The 19,123-nt window shown below is 67.1% G+C and carries 16 protein-coding genes; 7 read left to right on the forward strand and 9 right to left on the reverse strand.

The window, feature by feature from the left end:
- Positions 1-47 precede the first annotated feature (47 nt).
- Entirely contained in the window at positions 48-425 is a 378-nt protein-coding gene (locus ABZ293_RS23775) for a nuclear transport factor 2 family protein (RefSeq protein WP_355183905.1), read from the reverse strand.
- Positions 426-980: 555 nt separating this feature from the next.
- On the opposite strand from ABZ293_RS23775, the gene mihF reads away from it, so the two are divergent.
- Both mihF and ABZ293_RS23785 read left to right on the forward strand, forming a co-directional pair.
- The gene (mihF, locus tag ABZ293_RS23780; RefSeq protein WP_354960125.1) at positions 981-1,295 is read left to right on the forward strand and encodes an integration host factor, actinobacterial type; all 315 of its coding nucleotides are present in this window, start codon (positions 981-983) and stop codon (positions 1,293-1,295) included.
- Between the two features lie 49 nt (positions 1,296-1,344).
- The gene (locus tag ABZ293_RS23785) at positions 1,345-1,755 is read left to right on the forward strand and encodes an NUDIX domain-containing protein (protein ID WP_355183907.1); all 411 of its coding nucleotides are present in this window, start codon (positions 1,345-1,347) and stop codon (positions 1,753-1,755) included.
- Positions 1,756-1,832: 77 nt separating this feature from the next.
- Here the strand turns inward: ABZ293_RS23785 and ABZ293_RS23790 are convergent, their stop codons facing one another.
- The 3 genes from ABZ293_RS23790 to ABZ293_RS23800 all read right to left on the reverse strand — a co-directional run bounded on the left by ABZ293_RS23790 (position 1,833) and on the right by ABZ293_RS23800 (position 5,649).
- Positions 1,833-2,366: a hypothetical protein gene (locus ABZ293_RS23790; protein WP_355183909.1), complete on the reverse strand. Its 534-nt coding sequence runs from the start codon at positions 2,364-2,366 to the stop codon at positions 1,833-1,835.
- Between the two features lie 67 nt (positions 2,367-2,433).
- Entirely contained in the window at positions 2,434-3,267 is an 834-nt protein-coding gene (fdhD, locus tag ABZ293_RS23795; protein ID WP_355183911.1) for a formate dehydrogenase accessory sulfurtransferase FdhD, read from the reverse strand.
- A gap of 72 nt (positions 3,268-3,339) precedes the next feature.
- Complete coding sequence (locus ABZ293_RS23800; protein ID WP_355184142.1) at positions 3,340-5,649, reverse strand: FdhF/YdeP family oxidoreductase; 2,310 nt, start codon at positions 5,647-5,649, stop codon at positions 3,340-3,342.
- A 205-nt stretch (positions 5,650-5,854) separates the two neighbouring features.
- Here ABZ293_RS23800 and ABZ293_RS23805 point away from each other — a divergent pair, with 205 nt between their 5' ends.
- Entirely contained in the window at positions 5,855-7,738 is a 1,884-nt protein-coding gene (locus ABZ293_RS23805) for a serine/threonine-protein kinase (protein ID WP_355183913.1), read from the forward strand.
- A gap of 269 nt (positions 7,739-8,007) precedes the next feature.
- On the opposite strand, the gene ABZ293_RS23810 is transcribed toward ABZ293_RS23805, so the two are convergent.
- The 3 genes from ABZ293_RS23810 to ABZ293_RS23820 form a co-directional block, all read right to left on the reverse strand.
- A complete protein-coding gene (locus tag ABZ293_RS23810; RefSeq protein ID WP_355183915.1) occupies positions 8,008-9,774 on the reverse strand; it encodes an FHA domain-containing protein in 1,767 nt (588 codons plus the stop codon).
- 727 nt (positions 9,775-10,501) lie between these two features.
- Positions 10,502-11,332 carry an NAD(P)H-binding protein gene (locus tag ABZ293_RS23815; RefSeq protein ID WP_355183917.1) on the reverse strand — a complete coding sequence of 277 codons (831 nt, stop codon included), beginning with the start codon at positions 11,330-11,332 and terminating at the stop codon, positions 10,502-10,504.
- 24 nt (positions 11,333-11,356) lie between these two features.
- Positions 11,357-12,772 (reverse strand): DHA2 family efflux MFS transporter permease subunit, encoded by a 1,416-nt coding sequence (locus ABZ293_RS23820; protein ID WP_355183919.1) that lies wholly within the window; start codon positions 12,770-12,772, stop codon positions 11,357-11,359.
- A 128-nt stretch (positions 12,773-12,900) separates the two neighbouring features.
- Here ABZ293_RS23820 and ABZ293_RS23825 point away from each other — a divergent pair, with 128 nt between their 5' ends.
- Positions 12,901-13,572, forward strand: coding sequence for a TetR/AcrR family transcriptional regulator (locus tag ABZ293_RS23825; RefSeq protein ID WP_355183921.1), 672 nt, complete (start codon positions 12,901-12,903; stop codon positions 13,570-13,572).
- A gap of 20 nt (positions 13,573-13,592) precedes the next feature.
- The gene (locus tag ABZ293_RS23830) at positions 13,593-14,120 is read left to right on the forward strand and encodes a GNAT family N-acetyltransferase (protein ID WP_355183922.1); all 528 of its coding nucleotides are present in this window, start codon (positions 13,593-13,595) and stop codon (positions 14,118-14,120) included.
- 49 nt (positions 14,121-14,169) lie between these two features.
- Here ABZ293_RS23830 and ABZ293_RS23835 read toward each other — a convergent pair whose 3' ends face one another.
- Both ABZ293_RS23835 and ABZ293_RS23840 read right to left on the reverse strand, forming a co-directional pair.
- Complete coding sequence (locus ABZ293_RS23835; RefSeq protein WP_355183924.1) at positions 14,170-15,723, reverse strand: glycerol-3-phosphate dehydrogenase/oxidase; 1,554 nt, start codon at positions 15,721-15,723, stop codon at positions 14,170-14,172.
- Between the two features lie 49 nt (positions 15,724-15,772).
- A complete protein-coding gene (locus ABZ293_RS23840; RefSeq protein ID WP_354960114.1) occupies positions 15,773-16,405 on the reverse strand; it encodes a helix-turn-helix domain-containing protein in 633 nt (210 codons plus the stop codon).
- 175 nt (positions 16,406-16,580) lie between these two features.
- Between ABZ293_RS23840 and ABZ293_RS23845 the strand changes: the two genes are divergently transcribed.
- Complete coding sequence (locus ABZ293_RS23845) at positions 16,581-18,158, forward strand: FAD-binding oxidoreductase (RefSeq protein WP_355184144.1); 1,578 nt, start codon at positions 16,581-16,583, stop codon at positions 18,156-18,158.
- Entirely contained in the window at positions 18,155-19,114 is a 960-nt protein-coding gene (locus ABZ293_RS23850; RefSeq protein WP_355183926.1) for a diacylglycerol kinase family protein, read from the forward strand. Before ABZ293_RS23845 ends, ABZ293_RS23850 begins: the two co-directional genes overlap by 4 nt.
- The last annotated feature ends 9 nt before the right edge of the window (positions 19,115-19,123 follow it).

Raw genomic sequence — 19,123 nt, forward strand, 5'->3', positions numbered from 1 at the left:
GGTGCGGCAGTCGAATTCGACTGCCGCACCCGCGTTTTCGCCCCGATTCAGACTGCTTCGCTACGCATATCGTCTTGGCTCCAGTAGGCGCGCATGCTGACGATCCGGCCCTCGTCGTCGAACTCCATTACATCGATCGGCGAGAGTGTGAAGCGCTGCTCGCCGAACTTGGTGACCAGGGTGAACATGAAGGCGGCGTGGTTGCCCGTGATGCGGATCGTCTCCGGTCGCAGCTCGGTCTCCCGATCGAGGTTGGCGATCACGGCGTAGAACTCGCGAATGGCCTCATGGCCGCGCTTGGGCTCGGTGCCCATGGGGTCCTCCACCACCGCGTCGGGCGCGTAGAGGTTGACGATCTCTTCGGTGGGACCCGAGCCGACCAGTTTGACGTACTGCTCGACCACATCGCGGATCTGCTGTGCCATGAAAACCCCTCTTGTTTCGAGCGACCGGCGAGCAGTCGCCCGGGGCGACGAATTGAAACGTGTTCTAATTCGGAGCCTAGCAGTGTCCCACGGCCGCGTTGCGGGGAATCCCGATAGCCGGGAGGGGGATGACGTACTGGCGCAGATTGCCCCCCGCGCCAGCACTTGTCCTAGCATCTTGCGCACCGAACGGGCCGATCATGCCCACTCGGCATTCTTGTTGGCGCGCTAGTGCTACTGGATACGGTGACGATCGTCGTCCACATCTCTGTGTTTCCCGATCGCGCCCGGTGCCGGAATCGCCGTTGATTCCCTGGTTCGCCATTGAACCTTCTGTCCCGCACTGGTGCGTCTGCTAGTGGTTTCGGCATTGAGGCTTCGGGTGTTACCGCCTGCGGCTGCCTGTTTTACCAGGGCGTGCGCACTGGTTCCAGAAAACTTGTCGCTATTTCCCGCCGTCCGACCCCGGTGTGTCGAGCTAGTGTGGTGCTTGTAGTGCTGTTTACTCGGTCCGGTCAACCAGATGTTCGAGTGATGAGTGAAAGCGGAGGAGACATGCCACTGCCTACCATGACCGCCGAACAGCGCACCGAGGCGTTGGCCAAAGCGGCTGCGGTCCGCAAGGCACGCTCGGAACTGATCGGCAAGGTGAAGGCCGGAAAGGTATCGGTCGCCGAATTGTTGAAGAAGGCCGACAGCGATGACTTGGTCAAGAAGACCAAGGTCGCTGCCGTGATCAAGGCACTGCCCGGCGTCGGACCGGTAAAGGCCGCCAAGCTGATGGACCAAGCGGAGATCCCCGAGGACCGCCGCATCGGCGGACTCGGCGCACGCCAACGTGCGGCGTTGCTCGAAGCGTTGAAGGACTGACAACTAGCGCCAGCGACTGCTTGTCGCTCGAAAGGGTCAGCTCCGCACCATGATCGGGGAACCAACGCTCACGTCGGTGGCGTGGCTGTGCGTCGAGAACGGCCGCTTGCCCGCGGTCCGGACCGAGGGACGCGACGCCTTCTATCTGCCGGGCGGCAAGCCCGAGCCCGGGGAAACCCTGGCCGGAGCGCTCGTTCGTGAGGTTCGCGAGGAAGTAGGCGTCGAGTTGGAGGCGCACCGGATCACGCCCGTGGTGACCATTACGGCCCCCGCCCACGGGCGTCCCGGAACGCTCGTGGAGATGCACTGCTTCCGCGCACCCGGTCACGGCATACCGGCTCCGGCCGCGGAGATCGCCGAGATGGCGTGGCTCGGACCGGGCGATGGTCATCGGTGCGCACCGGCGGTGGTGCGGGCGCTCGACCATTTGACCGAGATCGGCGGATGGAATGCGTCCTGAACGTCGGACGCGCATCCACTTGCGACAGACCAAACGCCCCACGGCATGCGCTGTGGGGCGTTGACTGTTCCGGGGAGTCAGCGGGATGTGCGGCGGCGGGGGAGCCGGAAGGTGATCGGGTCGGGATCGCGCAACTGCGGTCCGCGCGGGGTGACCAGGATCAGCGCCAGACCGAGGACGGCGATCAGTACCGCGCCGATGATGCTGACGGTGAAACTGCCCGCGCCCATCTCGGCTGGCTTGTGCGAGACGTGATAGATCAGGTGTGGTACCCCGAAGACCAGCCAGCCCAGGCCCGCGACCTGCGCCAACGCGCTGCCGCCGAGGAAAAGTGCGGCCAGCGTCACCGCGGTCAGCGCTAGGAAGAACGAACCGACGTCGGAGGCCAGATGGTGGTTGTACGGACCGTCGGCCGAGATCCACTGCATGCCGAAGCCCGGAAAGCTGCTGTACCACGAATGCGGCGCGAAAACCGCCCACAGACCGACGACCGCGCCCTGGAATGCCAATACCCCCAATATGATTCGGACGGCCAGCCAGCGGTTGCGCTGCTGTTCGAACCGCATACGCACGCGTAGTCCGCCGGATTTGCCATCGACCGTGATCCGCATCGGTGTCTCCGTTCATCGCCGAACTATGGATCTGGTGTTGTCACCGTAAAACGGACATCGGCCGTGATCAATAGGTGGCGACTTCGTCGGTAATGGTCAGCCGGTCCGGGCGGGTATAGATGTTCATGGTGTCGCCGCGCAGGAAGCCGACCAGGGTCAGGCCGGATTCGGTGGCGAGGTCGACGGCCAGCGAGCTGGGGGCGGAGACGGCGCCGAGTATCGGTATGCCAGCCATGACGGCTTTCTGGACCAGTTCGAAGGATGCACGGCCGCTGACGATGAGTACGAGATCGTTTGCGGGGATGCGGTTTTGGAGTAGGGCCCAGCCGAGGACTTTGTCGACGGCATTGTGGCGGCCGATGTCTTCGCGTACGGCGAGTGCGGTGCCGTCGGCGGTGAACAGGCCCGCGGCGTGCAGGCCGCCGGTGGCGTCGAAAACCGTTTGGCGGGTGCGCAATCGGTCGGGCAGGGCGGCGAGGGTATCGCTGCCGAGGGAGATCGAGGCGGGCGGGAGCGGATATCGGGTGCGGGTGCGGACCTCGTCGAGTGCGGTTTTGCCGCAGAGGCCGCAGGCGCTGGTGGTGACGAAGTTGCGGCCGCGGACGGGGGTGGGGGTGCGCAGGTGGATGTCGAGGACGTTGTAGGTGTTGCGACCGTCCTCGTCGGTGCCCGCGCAGTAGCGGGCGCTGACCACATCCTCGGCGGTGTGAATGATGCCTTCGCCCAACAGGAATCCATGGACGAGTTCGATATCGCTACCGGGGGTGCGCATGGTGACGGTGAGCGACTGGCCGTCGAGGCGGATTTCCAGCGGCTCCTCCACGGCGAGTGAATCCGGGCGCTCGACAATGCCGTTGGGGGAGATGCGGCGCATCCGTCTGCGGGCGGTGACTCTACTCATGATTGCGCCTCTCCGCGTTCGGCTCGGTCGTGCGCGGTGTGTGCTGCGACCTGGTTCGCTCGCTGGGGTTGCTCATGTGGGCTGTCCGGTGTGGACGTGTGGTTCGATTCGGATAGTCACCGCTTTGGACACTGGTGTATTCGACCGTGCCGCAACGTGATCCAGCGGAACCAGCGGGTTGGTTTCGGGATAGTAGGCGGCGGCATTACCGCGCGGGGTGGCGTATTCGACGATGCGGAAGCCGGTCACCTTGCGTTCGGTGGCATCGGTCCATTCGGAGATCAGATCGACCAGATCTCCGTCCACGAAACCGAATTCGGTGATGTCGTCGATGTGCATCAGGATCACCTTGCGGCCGCCGTGTACCCCGCGGTAGCGGTCGTCGAGGCCGTAGATGGTGGTGTTGTACTGGTCGTGGCTGCGCAGGGTCTGCAGGATCAATCGGCCCTCGGGCACCGGGACCCAGCTCAATTCGTTGACCGCGAAATTGGCTTTGCCAGTGGCGGTGCGGAATTCGCGGGAGTCGCGCGGCGGGTGCGGTAGCACGAAGCCGTTGCGCTGACGGACTCGCGTGTTGTAGTCGGCACAGCCGGGCACTACCCGGGCGATCGCGTCGCGGATTTTGTCGTAGTCGTGCTGATACTGCGCCCACGGCACCGGATGATCGGCGCCGAAGAGGGTCTGGGCGAGTTCGCAGACGATGGCGACTTCGCTGCGCAGTTGATCGCTGACCGGCTGCAGTCGGCCGGTGGACAGATGCACCATCGACATCGAATCCTCCACCGACACTTGCTGTTTCGTGCCGTTTCGGAGGTCGAGGTCGGTGCGTCCGAGGGTGGGCAGGATCAGTGCGGTGCGGCCGTGCACGATATGGCTGCGGTTGAGTTTGGTCGAGACGTGCACGGTGAGCGCGCAGCTGCGCAGGGCGGCCTCGGTGACCTCGGTATCGGGGGTGGCAGAGACGAAATTGCCGCCCATGCCGAAGAACACCTTCGCGGTACCAGCGCGCATGGCTTTGATGGCTTCGACGGTGTCGTAGCCGTGGTGGCGTGGGCTGGTGATGCCGAATTCGCGGTCGAGTGCGTCGAGGAAGGTATCGGGCATCTTCTCCCAGATGCCCATGGTGCGGTCGCCTTGGACGTTGGAGTGGCCGCGGACCGGGCACACACCGGCGCCGGGCTTGCCGATCATGCCGCGCAGCAGTAGCAGATTGACGGCTTCCTCGATGGTGGCGACGCCGTGGCGCTGCTGGGTCAGCCCCATCGCCCAGCAGATGATGACGTTTTTCGATTCGGCCAGAAGCGTTGCGGTGCGGTGTAAGTCGTCGTCGGACAGGCCGGTCGCAGTGCGGACGGTGGCGAGATCGACAGCACGTACGTTCTTTTCGTATTCGGCGAAGCCAGCGCAGTGGGCGTCGACGAACTCGCGGTCGACCACCGTGCCGGGCGCGCGGTCCTCGGCTTCGAACAGCAGTTTGCCCAGGCCCTGGAACAGCGCCATATCGCCGCCGAGGCGGATCTGCAGGAAATCGTCGGCGATGGCGACGCCGCTGGTGAAACCTTTGACGGTTTGCGGGTCGCGGAAGCCGAGCAGTCCGGTCTCCGGCAGCGGGTTGACCGCGATGACCTTGGCGCCACTGGCCTTCGCGGCCGCCAGTGCGCTGAGCATGCGCGGGTGATTCGTGCCCGGGTTCTGGCCCGCGACGATGATCAGATCGGCCTTGGTGAAGTCATCGATCGAGACCGAACCCTTGCCGATGCCGATCGAGGTGGTCAGCGCGGCGCCGGAGGATTCGTGGCACATATTCGAACAGTCCGGCAGATTGTTGGTGCCGAAGCTGCGGACCAGCAGTTGATACAGAAATGCGGTCTCGTTGGCGGTTCGGCCGGAGGTATAGAACAGGGCCTCGTCCGGGGAGGGCAGGGCATGCAGGTGTTCGGCGATGAGCCGGTAGGCGTCATCCCACTCGATCGGGGAGTAGTGCGTATCGCCGGGGCGCAGCACCATCGGGTGGGTGAGTCGGCCCTGCTGGCCCAGCCAGTAGCCGGATTTGCCCGCCAGTTCCTCGATCGAGTGCGCGACGAAGAATTCGGGGGTGACGGTGCGTAGTGTCGCCTCCTCGGCGACCGCCTTGGCACCGTTCTCACAGAACTCCGCCGGACGACGGTGCCCCGTAGGCTCCGGCCAAGCACAGCCGGGGCAGTCGAAGCCGTGCACCTGATTGACCCGGGCCAGCGTGCGGGTGGTCCGGACGACACCCATCTCCTCGACCGCGCGTTTCAGCGCAACTGCCACGGCGGTCACGCCCGCGGCCTGCTCTTTCGGCGGGGTCACGGTCAGCGCGGACTCGTCGATGTCCTGTGTCGGTCCATTGCGGTGCATGCTGGACATTGTCCACACCGCACGAATTTTGTCGCGGCAACCCTTACCCCGATCCTGGGCCGCCGCGTTCGTAGTTGTGCCGCGGCCGTCGGATTCCTGCTCGGATGCTGTTCCCCGACACCGGAAGTCGCGCCGGAGGAGTATTTCGCATCCACCGGGGAACTCGACGAAATCGACGGTACGAATACCGTGCGGTTCCGAGTGGATGGGCGACGACTTGACCAGTGACACCGGCAGGTTGCGGGCCGCGCTGCCCGCCTACGATATCGGCGCCCAGGTCGGCAGGGGTGGATGCGGTGTGGTGCTGGCGGGCACGCACCGGCGGTTGGGCCGACCGGTCGCCATCAAACAGATTCCACCGCAGTTCGCGCAGGATGAACAGGTGCGCCGCCGGTTCGTCGCCGAGGCGCGATTGCTCGCGGCCATTGATCATCGCCATGTGGTGCGGGTTTTCGACTACATCGAGAAGGACGAGCTGTGTCTGCTGGTCATGGAATACCTGCCGGGCGGCACCGTCGGCAGCCGGTTCGCCACCGAGGGGTTCGACGCGGCGACCGCGGTCGCCGTCGGGCTGGCCGGTGCGGCGGGACTGGAAGCAGCGCACCGCCACCGGATTCTGCACCGTGACGTCAAACCGTCGAATCTCATGTTCGGCGCCGGCGGTGCGATCAAACTGACCGATTTCGGCATTGCCGAGATTGTCGGTGGTGACCAGACCCTGGTCACCAGGACCGGCGCGATCGTCGGCACTCCGTCCTATATCGCGCCGGAGCAGGCGCGCGGACAACCGCTTTCCCCCGCGACCGACGTCTACGCGCTGGCCGCCATGCTCTATCAGCTGCTGTCCGGTGTGTTGCCCTTCCCGCCGAGCGATGACCACCTCGCAACGCTTTTCGCCCATGCCTTCGGCGATCCCATACCCCTCACCGAGGTAGCGCCCGGTGTTCCCGGACCGATCGCCGATGTGGTGATGCGCGGCCTCGCGACCGATCCCGCCGACCGCTTCGATACCGCCGAACTCTTCGGCATCGCGCTCGCCGAACTCGCCGCCTCCTGCTGGGGCGGCGATTGGCTGACTCCGGTGGGTATCCCGGTGATCGGCGCCGACACCATTGTGGCCGCCGCAACCGGGGGTGGTCGTGCTGCACGGCGGGCGGGTGCGGCGATACCGGGACCGGGAGGTGCGCAGGGTTATGGGACGGTGGTGGGGCCGATTTCACCGGTAACCGGCGAGATCGCTGCCGGACCGCATCGTCCCCCGATGGGCCGGGTGCGGCCGCGGTACGGGTTGCAGGACCAGGGTGTTCGGCTGGCTGATGTCGATCGGCGCGATCTGGTGCTCATTCGGGATGTCGTCACGTTCGCTTCGCCTTGGCGGCCGCTGCTCGCGGGAGTGTTGTGTGCGGCGGGTGCCTGTGCGGTCGCGGTGCTCGGGCTCGGTGCATCCACGGCCGGCGGAGATCTGGTACCGGGCACGGTCACCATTGCCGGTGTTGATCCGACGAGGTCGAATCCGATCGATATCGATCTGTCCGAGCCGATTCCAGTCCAAGTCAATGGGATCGACGTCGATTCGGCTTCGCTCACAGTGCATGTGGTCGGTGTGCGGTTGGGTGGAGATCCGGTGCCGCTGCCGCCCGGTGGCGCGGTTGTATTGCCCGATCCGGTCGACCGGCAGGTATTGGCGGGCGATCTCGACGGCGAGCTGACTCTGCTGCGCAACGGTACCGAGATCGCGACCCAGCGAGTCGAACTGCATACGACGCAGCGTCCGACGCTGACCGCCGCTTCGGCCGTGATCGTGATCCTCGCGTTGTTCGCCGCCGCCTACGTGGAGTCCAACGCCCGGACACTGCGTCGTGGCCACGGTGGAATCGCCAATTTCATCGGTCTGTGCGCGAGTTCGGCCATGCTGGCCTGGGCGGTTGCCGGTGGTGCCTGGATTTTCCGGGGTACCCCGCCGACCGTCGCCACCCTGGCCGTCAGTGGGGTACTCGCCGCTGGCGCGGGCGTCGCGGTCGCATTCGGCGCATGGCGGATCGGCGAGCGGCGCAGGCTCCTTCGCCACGCACGGCGGGAAGATCGCTGAGTGTGCTGGCGGCGGAACGGGCCTGTGCGGTCCTGTTCGGTGCCGGTTCAGCGCACGGCGGATCGGCGAGCGGCGCAGGCTCCTTCGCCGGCGCCGCGGGAAGATGGCTGAATGCGCTAGCGGCGGAACGGCGCCTGTGCGGTCCTGTTCGATGCCGGTTCAGTTCGGCTACTGGTTCGGTCGATGAATCCGTGCGGATTCGCCCGGGATCGCCAGACGTGGGAAAAGTGCGCCCAGTGCGGCACGTCTTCGCAGGGCAAGCGATCCGCTCAGGAACGGCGGCCCTTACCAGTGGCTTCCGTCGGATGCTTCGGGTCGTTCTCGGAGCGGTAGGTGATGATTCGCTGGCCTATGCGCAGGCTCCAGCCGGGCGGCAGTTCGATCGGGGCGGTGCCGACGCGCGTCCAGTCATCGTCGCCTGGGGCCGCGATGAAAGTTCCCGCGGGAGTGGCGGCATCGCGGACGTAGACCTTGCCGCGGTCGACCGAGACGTAGGCGTGCACGCGGGAGATATGGCGGTCACGAGGGACGGTGATGGGCGTGGCCGTCGCGGCACGTACCGCCTCATCGATAGTCGGACTTCGACCGACAACATACGCCCGGTCCAGCGGATATGCCGCACCGTCCTCGAGAATCAACGCACCGGCGACCGGCCCCGGACTCTCCGGATTGCCCGCGCCGCCAACCGGCCGCACCGGTCGCGGTCGTTGCCCTTGCAATGGCGGGATCTTGTGCAGCGCAATAGGTTCGGGCCGTAACGATGCACCTGCCCGCGACCCACCGGACTCCGCACGCTCGGCAGCGGACATAGCCTGGGTACTGACGTCGCGCGGTGTCGCTACCTCCCCGGACCCGGACTCCGCCGTCCGCCCCTTCGCGGATGCCGCAGCCTGCTCGCCGATCGGCGACTCCGCCGATGCCCCCCGACTCGTTTTTTCGGTGGGCGCTGCGGACTGCGCGGAGGACTGCCGCGAAATCCCAGCAGACCCAGTTGATTGCGCTGAGCCGGCGGGTCCGGCCTTCGCCGAGGGTGCGTCCGGCGTGGCGGGCCGGATGGAGGACTGCCGCGGGACACCAGATCCGGTTGGTTGCGCTGAGCCAGCGGGCCCGGCGTTCTCAGTGGGCCCGTCCGGTGCGGAGGCCTGCCGGGGGACATTTGTAGAGCGCGCTGATCCCGTTGGTTGCGCCGAGTCTGCGGGTCCGGCCTTCTCAGTGGGTCCGTCCGGTGTGGAGGATTGCCGCGGAATGCCGTTAGCGCGTGCCGATCCAGTTGGCTGCGCCGCGCCAGCTGGTCCGGCGTTCGCCGTGGGCTCGTGCGGTGTGGCGGACCCGACAGAGGACTGCCGGGAGAGCTCGACGCGCCGGGCGGAGCCGGTGCGGCGATCGGAGGTGGGGTTTTGCGTGGCGTCTGTGCGGTGGCCCATCGAGGTGGGCTGGGATTTCGCGGACGGGTCGAGGAGGGCTTCCAACCCGGCCGGTGCGGTTTGTGGCGGTTCGAGTGTCGTGCCGGGGGACGGGGATGGTCCGGTGGCGCGGCCTCGGGTCGCCGCGGATCTGCCCGTGCGTCGGGCTGCGATATGCAGGGTGAAACCGCCGCCGGGGACGACACCGGCGCGTAGGTCGGTGCGTGGCAGTGCCTGCACCGGAAATGTGTCGTCCGCGCCGACTGTGATCCGGCGCACGGGCTCTCGGATGATTTCGTCTACCCAGGTGAACGCGCGGGCCCCGGAAAGGCGTCGAGTTCCTTCCGCGCCCTGGATCTCCGCGGTCACCTGGCCGCGCAGCAGGATCACGGTGCCGTCGGCAGTCGGCGCGACCACGCCGAACGGCGGTGGTTCGGAATTGCCGCCGAAAACCACCGCGGCCAGCCGCTGCGCGATCGCCGCGCCCGGATGCCGCGCATCGGCGACGGCCTCGATCGCGCCGAGTATCCGGTCGGTGGAGGGGGTTTCGCCCGCGAGATACACGACAACCGCACCGAAGCGTGCGATCAGACCAGTGCCCGGTGCAATCCCCACGGTCGACGGGTTACTCACCCGCGCCTCCTTCCCGCACCACTACCGGCGTCCAGCATAGAGTGTGCGATGCCCCCGAACCCTGCCTGCGACGAACAGCGAGCGCGGGCCCACAGTGATCCGTACCCGCGCTTATCGACGAAGAGGCGTGCATCACCCGACGTCGCCTCCGGATGCCTCCACGCACACTTCCCGCGAGCTCGGATAGCTCTGAGAGACCACGCGTACATCCTCAGCAAGCCAGTGCCCCGTCCACATACATCGCTGCGCTACCCACTTCGGCTGCTCGCCGAGCGTAGTCACATGGCGGTCGATACGGCCTGGGCGACCGCCATTCGACTACCTGCGACTGCCTCTGGCCCCAGGGGGCGATACGGCAGGAGCTATCTGGACATGGCGCTGGCGAACCCGTTGTGCGCGAGCTCACGGCCAGCCGGAGAATTCGGCTCGGTGCGCGGTCGTCGGAATCCGGTGGCGGTCAGTGCCCGTCACCCGCATTGCTGTGGCACTGACCACTGACGAGATTCAGGGAGCCGCCGTGACCACCCCGGCCGCCGCATCCTGCTCCGCGACGGCGATACCAGCTCGTCGTCGCGGCTCTGCGCGATCGGTCGACACACCTGGGCGGCACGGAATGATCCGTGCCGCCCAGGTGGGTTGGTCCTGTGCGCAGCGATCTGCCCGCCCGCGGCGGGTGAGTCCATGCGGCCGATCTGCCGTGCACCACCGGCCAGGTGGATTCCGTGCCTCAGGCGGTGAATTCGGACAGGTGGTCTTCGAGCCAGGTGGTGAAGGGCCGGGCCGGGTGGTTGGTGAGGAGGGCGACGGTGTCGGTGATCGGGGTCGGGACGCCGTCGCACCTCCGCCAGTAGTCGAGGAGGCCGTCGGCGTAGCGGGCGGGGATGAATTCGGCCATCTCCTGTCGCCAGGCGTCGGGAGTGACGTGGGCGATGGTCGCGGTGTGGCCGGTGATCTTGTTGATCAGGTCGATCTGCTCGGTGAACGTCAGGGTCTGCGGACCGGTGAGAGTGTGGACTCCACCGCGGTGGTCCGGCTTGGTGAGTAGAGCATGGGCGCACTCTGCGATGTCGAGTTCGTGAATCGGATCGGTGTAGGCATGGGGGTAGGGGAGGCTGACCGGGCGGTCGGCTTTGATCGCGAATGACCAGCCGCGGGCATTGCCCGCGAACGCGCCAGGTCGCACTACCGAGACGGTCATCGGCGCGTCGGTGAGTCCGAGTTCAACGTCGAGATGCGATTTCGCTACGCCGTTGGTGGCGGCATCGGGATCCACCACCGCGGACGAGGACAGCAGCACGATGTGGTCGACTCCGGCTTCGGTTGCGGCGGATACGAATTCGGTGATGCATTCGGGCTCGGCGTAGAGGAACACCGAGGTGACGCCGTCGAGTGCGGCGGCAAAGGTGGCCGGGTTCCGCAGGTTGCAGGCGACGGCAGGCACGTCCGCGGGAAGCTGCTCGGGGCGGCCGGAGCCGATACGGACGGCATGGCCGTCGGCGCGCAGCAGGGACACGAGGTTGTTGGCGACCGCGCCGCGGCCTCCAGTGACGAGAATCATGAGAGTCCTTGGGTTGAAGGTGATTCAGTGCTGCTGTTCGGCCTGAGCGTGGCGCGGCAGCAGTCGCACCAGCCCGAGACTGACCAGCGTGATGGCGGCGACGAACACCAGGCTGACGGTCAGCGCATGCGCCTGACCGGAGTCGACCGTGTGGAAGTACACCGTGGTGACCGCGGCCGCGCCGATCGCATTGGCGAGTTGCTGGACGGCGGAAAGGGATCCGCTGCCGCTACCGGTCTCGGACGGGTCGATATCGCCGATGGTGACGACGAAGATGCTGCCGAAGCAGGTGCCCATACCGATGCCGAGCACCAGGATTGCCGCCGCGAGAGCCCATGGGGCGATATCGATTCCGCCGGTCAGCACCAGCAAGAGCAGCAGGCCGCTGCCCGCCAGGGTGATCAGCAGGCCGATCAGGATGAGGTTGCGTCCGAGGGCGGTCAGCAATTGGTGCGCGGCGATCGAGGCGATGATGATGCCGACGGCGAGCGGGGCGAGACCGAGCGCGGCATCGGTCGGGGTGTAGCCGAGTCCGTTCTGCATGAACAGCGACAGCACATACAGCAGGCCGGAGACCGCGGCGAAAAATACGAGGCCGAGGATCAGACCAGAGGTGAAGCCCCGGTTCTCGAAGAGCGTCGGCTTGATCAGCGGGTTGGCCGCGGTGATCTGCCGAAGGGCGAACAGCGCGAAGGAGACGACTCCGGCCGCCAAGGCCGCGAAGGGCGCGCCGCTCCAGCCATTGGCGGAACCGTCGATCAGTCCGAATAGCGTCCCGAACATGGCCGCGGCGAGCAGGAGGGCGCCGAGCGCGTCGATGGTGACGGTGCGGTCGCCGTCCTCGGCGGGCAGCAGGCGATGGGCGGCGGCGAATGCGAGGCCGCCGAGCACGATATTGATCAGGAACATGGCACGCCAGCCGAGGCCGAGCAGATCCGCGTCGACGAGGAATCCGGCCAGGATCGGGCCGCAGACGCCGGACAGGCCGAGGCTCGGCCCGAAGACGCTGAATGCCCTGCCCAACTGTTCGCGAGGGAAGACGCTGGTGAGGATGCCGAAACCCTGGGGTATCAGCATCGCGCCGAAGGCGCCCTGGATCAGGCGCGCGGTAATGAGCGTGGCCGGATCGATGGCGAGACCGCAGGCGACCGAGGCGAGGGTGAATCCGGCAAGGCCGATCAGGAACAGCCGCCGTTTGCCGAAGCGATCGCCGAGTCGGCCGCCGACGACCAGCAGGACGCCGAGGGATAGGGCATAGCTCGCGCCGAGCCACTGGATCAGCGACGACCCGCTGTGGAGATCTCGCGCGATGGTCGGTGCGGCGATATTGGTGATGGTCGAGTCGAGCAGGTCGAGAACGTCGGCCGCGAGTATTACCGCCAGTATCGCCCACATCCGGGCGCTGACCTTGCTATCTGGTTGCTGCGTGCGGGTGTTCATGTCCTTCTCCTGATGGGAGGAAATCGGAGCGAACAGGGATCGTGACGAACATTGTTCGGTCGACGGGAACGCTAGATTACGAACAGCGTTCGTGTCAAACATTGTTCGTCAGCGCGTATGCTCGGCCCATGAGCGCCGCACCCGTCAGCCGCCGGGCCCGACCCGCGAAAGCACCCCTCAGCCGTGACGTCATCATCGAAACCGGCCTGCGCATCCTCGACCGCGACGGTCTGGCCGCCCTCACCATGCGTCGCGTCGCGCAGGACCTGGATACCGGCGCGGCCTCGCTCTACGTCTATGTCGCCAACCGTGACGATCTGATGGCCGCCATGCTCGATCACGTGCTCGGCACCGTCCCCGAGCCGACCGGCGACACCTGGCGTGACCGGCTCACAGCGCTGGTCACGACGACCGTCGACGCGATGGCCAAACATGAGGGGCTCGCACTCGTCGCGCTCGGCGCGATTCCCAGCAGCCCGAATGCCTTGCGGATCGTCGAGCTGCTGCTCGCCCTGTTCGCCGAGGGCGGGGTGGACGCACAGACCAATTCCTGGGCCGTCGACCTGATCTACCTGCACATATCCGCGCAGGCCGCAGAGCAGAGCGCGTACAACACCAAGGACACCAACGAGCAGGACTATGTCGCCGAGGTGAAACGGCGCTTCGCGGCACTACCCGCCGATCGGTATCCGACGCTCATGGCGATGGGGGACCAGATGTTCTCGGGCGACGGCGACGAGCGGGCCCGGTGGGCGCTGCGTGCGCTGGTCAACGGCATCCTGGCGACTCCGGCCGAGTGAGGTTCGTGGGAGAATCGTCCATGCGGACGATTCGACCGGCGGTCGAGGACGACCTGCCGATACTGCAAGAAATCGAGCGCGTTGCGGGCAAACCATTCGCTGACATCGGCATGATGGCTGTCGCGGATGACGATCCGCCGTCACTGCAAACGCTGCGTGAGTTCCAACAGGCGGGCCGGGCCTGGGTCTATCCCGATGACACCGGCCGCCCGATCGGCTATCTGGTTCTCGGGATCGTCGATGGCAATGCCCATATCGACCAGGTCTCGGTGGATCCGAATCATGCGGGTAAGCGGATCGGCAAGCGGCTCATCGACCATGCGGTGCAGTGGTCGAAAGCGCAAGGGCTACCGGCGATCACGCTGACAACCTTCGTCGACGTGGCCTGGAACGGTCCCTACTATGAGCGCCTCGGCTTCCGCTTTCTGACCGCCGCCGAAGAGACCGCCGAGCTACGCGAAATCCGCGCCGCCGAGGCCGCGCACGGCCTCGACCTCTGGCCGCGCGCCGCGATGCGCGCCGAACTCGCCACCTGGCGGATGGACTGACCCGCGCCGCCCGACCATTCGGCCGAATGCGACGCCGCGCGTTGCGAACCTAATGCTGGTGCGCGAAGGCGGCTTCCGCTGCGGGTAGGGCCGCCGCGCGGTCCGCGGGGACCAGGCCGATGCGGGTGCGGCGGTCGAGCAGATCGTCGGTGTCGAGTGCGCCCTCGTGGGTGATGGCGAAGGCGAATTCGGCTGCGGTGACGTCGATTCCGGGGGCGACGTATTCGGCGAGGGCGGGATTCGCGGCAGCCGTTGCCAGCACGGTCGCCGCCTCGCTGCCGAAGCGTTCGATCAGCAGCGGCGGGGCGGCGATGCGGTCGCGGGCGGCGCCGGAGATCGCGCCCACCAGGGGAAGTCGCTTGGTGCGGCACGGGCCGGCGGCGAGGTTGCCCGTGGCTACCGCCGCGTCGACCGCGTCCTCGGCCATCTGGCGGTAGGTGGTGAGCTTGCCGCCGACAATGGTGATAACACCGGTCGGGGAGTGCAGGACCGCGTGCTGGCGGGAGATATCGGCGGTGCTGTTGTCGGCCGTCTTCAGTAGCGGGCGCAGTCCGGCATAGCTGCCGCGAATATCGCTGCGGGTCAATGGCTCTCGGAGGGCGGTATTGATGGTGTCGAGGAGGAAGTCGATTTCGGCTTCGGTGGGCTGGGGTTCGTCGGGGATCGGTCCCGGTGCGTCCTCGTCGGTCAGGCCGAGGTAGACCCGCCCGTGCGCCGCCGGGAAGGCGAAGACGAAGCGGCTCGTACTGCCCGGCACCGGGACGGTCAGCGATGCGGTGAGCCCGCCGAATGATTCGGCATCGAAGACCAGATGGGTGCCGCGGCTCGGGCGCAGTTCGATGCTCGGGTCGACCTGATCGGCCCAGACGCCGGTGGCATTGACGACGGTGCGGGACCGGATGGCCATGGTCTCGCCGGTCGAGGTATCGCGGAGGGTGGCCGAATCCCCGGTGACGTCAAGGGCTTCGACGCGGGTAAGGATGGTTGCGCCGTGCGCGGCAGCGGTGCGGGCCAATGCCACCACCAGTCGCGCGTCGTCCACTAGCTGTCCGTCCCAGGCCTGCAGCCCGCCGCGCAATCCTTCGCGGCGCACAGTCGGTGCCAAGCGCAGCGCCTCGGCGGCGGCGACTCGACGGGAACGCGGCAGTGTCGCGGGCGAAGTGCCCGCACTGCGCCGCAGCACATCGCCAGCGACGAATCCGGCGCGGATCAACGCACGCTGTGCCACACCGATTTCCGGAAGCAGCGGCACCAATTGCGGCAGTGGCCGCACCAGATGCGGTGCCGTGGTGGCGATCAGGATGCCACGCTCGACGGCGCTTTCGTGCGCGATGCCGACCCGCCCGCTGGCCAGATACCGCAGCCCGCCGTGCACCAGCTTCGAACTCCAGCGACTCGTACCGAACGCCAGGTCGTGCCGTTCCACCAGCACTGTTCGCAGTCCGCGGGACGCGGCATCGACGGCCGCGCCGACACCGGTCACGCCGCCGCCGATCACCAGCACATCGATATCGATACCGTCGCCGAGCACCTGTAGCTCGCGCGCGCGGCGTCCGGCGTTCAGCGCGGAATTTCCACGGGCAGCGGCCGAATTCGCAGTCATCACAATCCCTTTCCGGTGGCGGACGGACCGCCGGTGCGCAGGTGTTCGGTCATTGGAGCGGCTTGTCGGTCGTCGCGGGTCCGCCGTCGGGAGCGAGGTAGCCGTCGATCGCGCGGGTCAATTCCGCATCCAGTGCCGCTCCGGCCAGCAGCGGGGCGACCGTACCCGCCGACTGCACCGCCGATTGCGCGATCAGCAACAGCATTGTCGCCATCTGTTCGGGCTCGCCCGCGCGGATGGAGCCGTCCAGGTGGCCGTCCCGGATGCCCGCGGTGAACAGTTCGATCAGGGCGCGTTGATTGCGGCCGAGGCGGCCGAAGACATAGGTGAGCATCAGGTCGGTATCGGTACGGAAGATCTTGCCGAACAACGGATTCGAGCGAATGGTCGCCGCGCCCCCGACGATGCCCTCGACCATGCGGGCACGCGCGTTACCCGTACTCGGCATGGCCGCGGCGACGATCGCGCGCAGTTCGCGCACCAGCAGTTCGGCCACTAGCGATCCGGTATCCGGCCAGCGCCGGTAGACGGTCGGCCTGCTGACCCCGGCGCGGCGGGCCACCTCGGTGAGGGTGGTGCGGCGCACCCCGAACTCCTCCACGCAGGCCCGGGCGGCATCGAGGATCGCGAGATCGGTTGCCGCGAGCGCGTCGACGGGGGCGGACTCTGCGGAGGCAGTCATCGGGTGTCACCACCGGGTGTCGGCGGCACCGTCGCAGCGGTGCCGGAAGCGGGTGTCTGTTCGTTACTGCTTGACAGTCTATGTCAAACTGTAACGTATGGTCGAGACGCATCAGCACACATCCTCTAGCGAGGCGGCCGCCGCAATCCCGGGCGCGCCGGAGCACGCGGCGAGTATGGTTTGGGACGCCTGGGGCATACCCGCCGGACACAAGCCGCTCTCGGCTTCGATTCGAACCCTGCTGACGCAGGTATTCGGAGTCTCCGGCGACCCGGTGGCGCGCCGCGATGAGGGCGATGTGCCGCTACGCGAGTCGACGTTGACACCGACTCAACGGGACGGGTTGGTCGCGGTGGTCGGCGTGGGCAGCATTTCGGTCGACCACCACGATCGTTTGCGGCATGCGGGCGGTAAGAGCACCCCCGATCTGCTGCGCCGCCGCGCCGACGGCCCACAGGACGCGCCCGATGCGATCATCTTCCCCGGCGACCATGAGCAGGTGCTCGCCGTGCTGGCCTACTGCGCCGACAATGCCATCGCGGTGGTGCCCTTCGGCGGTGGTACCAGTGTGGTCGGCGGCGTCGACCCGGTCCGGGGCCGCTTCGATACCGTCATCGCGCTGGATCTGCGCCGCCTCGACGGTATTTCCGATATCGACCCGATCAGCGGCACCGCCACGCTCGGCGCCGGATTGACCGGCCCGCTGGCCGAGGAACTCCTTGCCGCCCATGGCCTTTCGCTCGGCCACTTCCCGCAGAGCTTCGAATTCGCCAGCATCGGCGGTTTCGCCGCAACCCGGTCCTCCGGACAGGCCTCGGCAGGTTACGGCCGCTTCGATGACATGGTGCAGCGGCTCAAGATCGCCACGCCCAGCGGCACCATCGAACTCGGCCGCGCACCCGCATCCGCCGCGGGCCCGGACCTGCGTGAACTGTTCGTCGGTTCGGAGGGGGCGCTCGGTGTGATCACCGAGGTAACCCTGCGGGTGCATCCCGTACCGGAAACCATTGGCTACCAGGCCTGGTCGTTCCCGGACTTCGAAACCGGCGCCGCCGCACTGCGCTCGGTGGTGCAGGCGGGTGCCGCACCGACCGTGCTCCGGCTCTCCGATGAGGTCGAGACCGGCATCAATCTGGCTCGGTCCGCCGATATCGGTGGTGAGTCGGTTCCGGGTTGTCTGGCCATCACCACGTTCGAGGGCACCGAGGCGCATGTCGCGGCCCGCAGCGCTGAGGCGGGCGCACTGCTGGCCGCGGCGGGCGGGACCGCGCTGGGACAGACCCCGGCTCGAGACTGGGAGCACGGCCGTTTCGCCGCACCCTATATGCGCGATGCCCTGCTGGATGTCGGCGTGCTCTGCGAAACCTTGGAGACCGCGACCACCTGGTCGAATCTGGCCGAGCTGAAGGCGAAGGTCACCGCGGCACTGACGGATTCGCTCGGCGGTCAGGGCACCCCGCCGCTGGTGATGTGTCACATCTCGCACACCTATCCGACCGGTGCCTCGCTATATTTCACCGTCATCGCCAAGCAGCTGGACGACCCGATCACCCAGTGGTCCACCGCGAAACGAGCCGTCGGCGACGCGATCGTGGCCGCGGGCGGCACCATCACCCATCATCACGCGGTCGGCACCGACCATCGCCCGTGGATTCCCGATGAGATCGGCGATCTCGGCGTGCGCGTGCTGCGCGCGGTGAAGCGGGAATTGGACCCGGTGGGCATCCTCAACCCTGGAAAGCTGGTCCCGTGACACAGGATTCGTCCCGTCCGGTGCGCGCGGTCACCGTCGTGACCAATCCGCAGTCCGGCGTCGGCAAGGGCGGCGATGTGGCAGCGGCCGCGCTGGCCCGCTTCGCCGCACGCGGTGTCGAGATCACCGAGGTGCGTGCGCCTTCGGCCACCGAATCGGTACGTCTGGTGCGGGATTCGATCGCGGGCAGTGACCGGCCGGACGCGGTGGTCTGTATCGGCGGTGACGGGTTGATGAATGTGACGCTGGAAGCGCTCGCGCAGACCGGCGTACCGCTCGGCCTGATCCCCGCGGGCACCGGCAATGACCTCGCGCGGGAAATCGGTGTGCCCACCGACGATCCCGTCGCGGCGGCCGATCTGGTGCTCGGCGGCCGCACCCGTGGCATCGACCTGGGCCTGATCGAATCGCCGACGCCCGGATTCACGCCCAAGTGGTTCGCCACCGTCACCGGTACCGGATTCGACGCACGAGTCACCTTGCGCGCCAACGATATGCGCTGGCCCAGAGGTCCGCTGCGCTACACCGTCGCCGCATTGGCCGAAATCTCGGGCCGCTTCACCGTGCCCTATCGGATCGAACTGTCCGGCGTCGTGCCCGGCGCGCTCGACAATCCGGATTCCGACACCGTGATCGAGACCGATGCGGTCATGGTGGCGATCGGCAATACCCGCACATATGGGGGTGGCATGCTGGTCTGTCCGGACGCGGTGATGGATGACGGTTTCCTGGATCTCACGGTCGTCGGCGCGGTTTCCCGAGGGGATATGCTCCGTCTGCTGCCCGCACTATCGGCCGGTAAACGAATCGATCATCCGAAGTCCAAGCAGTACCGCGTCGCGCAGGTCACGCTCACCGCCCCCGGTGCCCCGGCGACCGCCGACGGTGAGCCCGCCGGCACGCTCCCGATCACCCTGCGCGCGGTGCCCGGTGCACTGACCGTGCTGGTCCCATGATCATGAGAA

Origin of the sequence: Nocardia sp. NPDC005998 (assembly GCF_040614395.1) — a bacterium.
Classification (GTDB): Bacteria; Actinomycetota; Actinomycetes; order Mycobacteriales; family Mycobacteriaceae; genus Nocardia.

Coding starts and splice junctions, on each gene's coding strand:
- ABZ293_RS23775 (WP_355183905.1), bottom strand. CDS start 425: ATGGCACAGCAGATCCGCGATGTGGTCGAGCAGTACGTCAAACTGGTC.
- mihF (WP_354960125.1), top strand. CDS start 981: ATGCCACTGCCTACCATGACCGCCGAACAGCGCACCGAGGCGTTGGCC.
- ABZ293_RS23785 (WP_355183907.1), top strand. CDS start 1,345: ATGATCGGGGAACCAACGCTCACGTCGGTGGCGTGGCTGTGCGTCGAG.
- ABZ293_RS23790 (WP_355183909.1), bottom strand. CDS start 2,366: ATGCGGATCACGGTCGATGGCAAATCCGGCGGACTACGCGTGCGTATG.
- fdhD (WP_355183911.1), bottom strand. CDS start 3,267: ATGAGTAGAGTCACCGCCCGCAGACGGATGCGCCGCATCTCCCCCAAC.
- ABZ293_RS23800 (WP_355184142.1), bottom strand. CDS start 5,649: ATGCACCGCAATGGACCGACACAGGACATCGACGAGTCCGCGCTGACC.
- ABZ293_RS23805 (WP_355183913.1), top strand. CDS start 5,855: ATGGGCGACGACTTGACCAGTGACACCGGCAGGTTGCGGGCCGCGCTG.
- ABZ293_RS23815 (WP_355183917.1), bottom strand. CDS start 11,332: ATGATTCTCGTCACTGGAGGCCGCGGCGCGGTCGCCAACAACCTCGTG.
- ABZ293_RS23820 (WP_355183919.1), bottom strand. CDS start 12,772: ATGAACACCCGCACGCAGCAACCAGATAGCAAGGTCAGCGCCCGGATG.
- ABZ293_RS23825 (WP_355183921.1), top strand. CDS start 12,901: ATGAGCGCCGCACCCGTCAGCCGCCGGGCCCGACCCGCGAAAGCACCC.
- ABZ293_RS23830 (WP_355183922.1), top strand. CDS start 13,593: ATGCGGACGATTCGACCGGCGGTCGAGGACGACCTGCCGATACTGCAA.
- ABZ293_RS23835 (WP_355183924.1), bottom strand. CDS start 15,723: ATGACTGCGAATTCGGCCGCTGCCCGTGGAAATTCCGCGCTGAACGCC.
- ABZ293_RS23840 (WP_354960114.1), bottom strand. CDS start 16,405: ATGACTGCCTCCGCAGAGTCCGCCCCCGTCGACGCGCTCGCGGCAACC.
- ABZ293_RS23845 (WP_355184144.1), top strand. CDS start 16,581: ATGGTTTGGGACGCCTGGGGCATACCCGCCGGACACAAGCCGCTCTCG.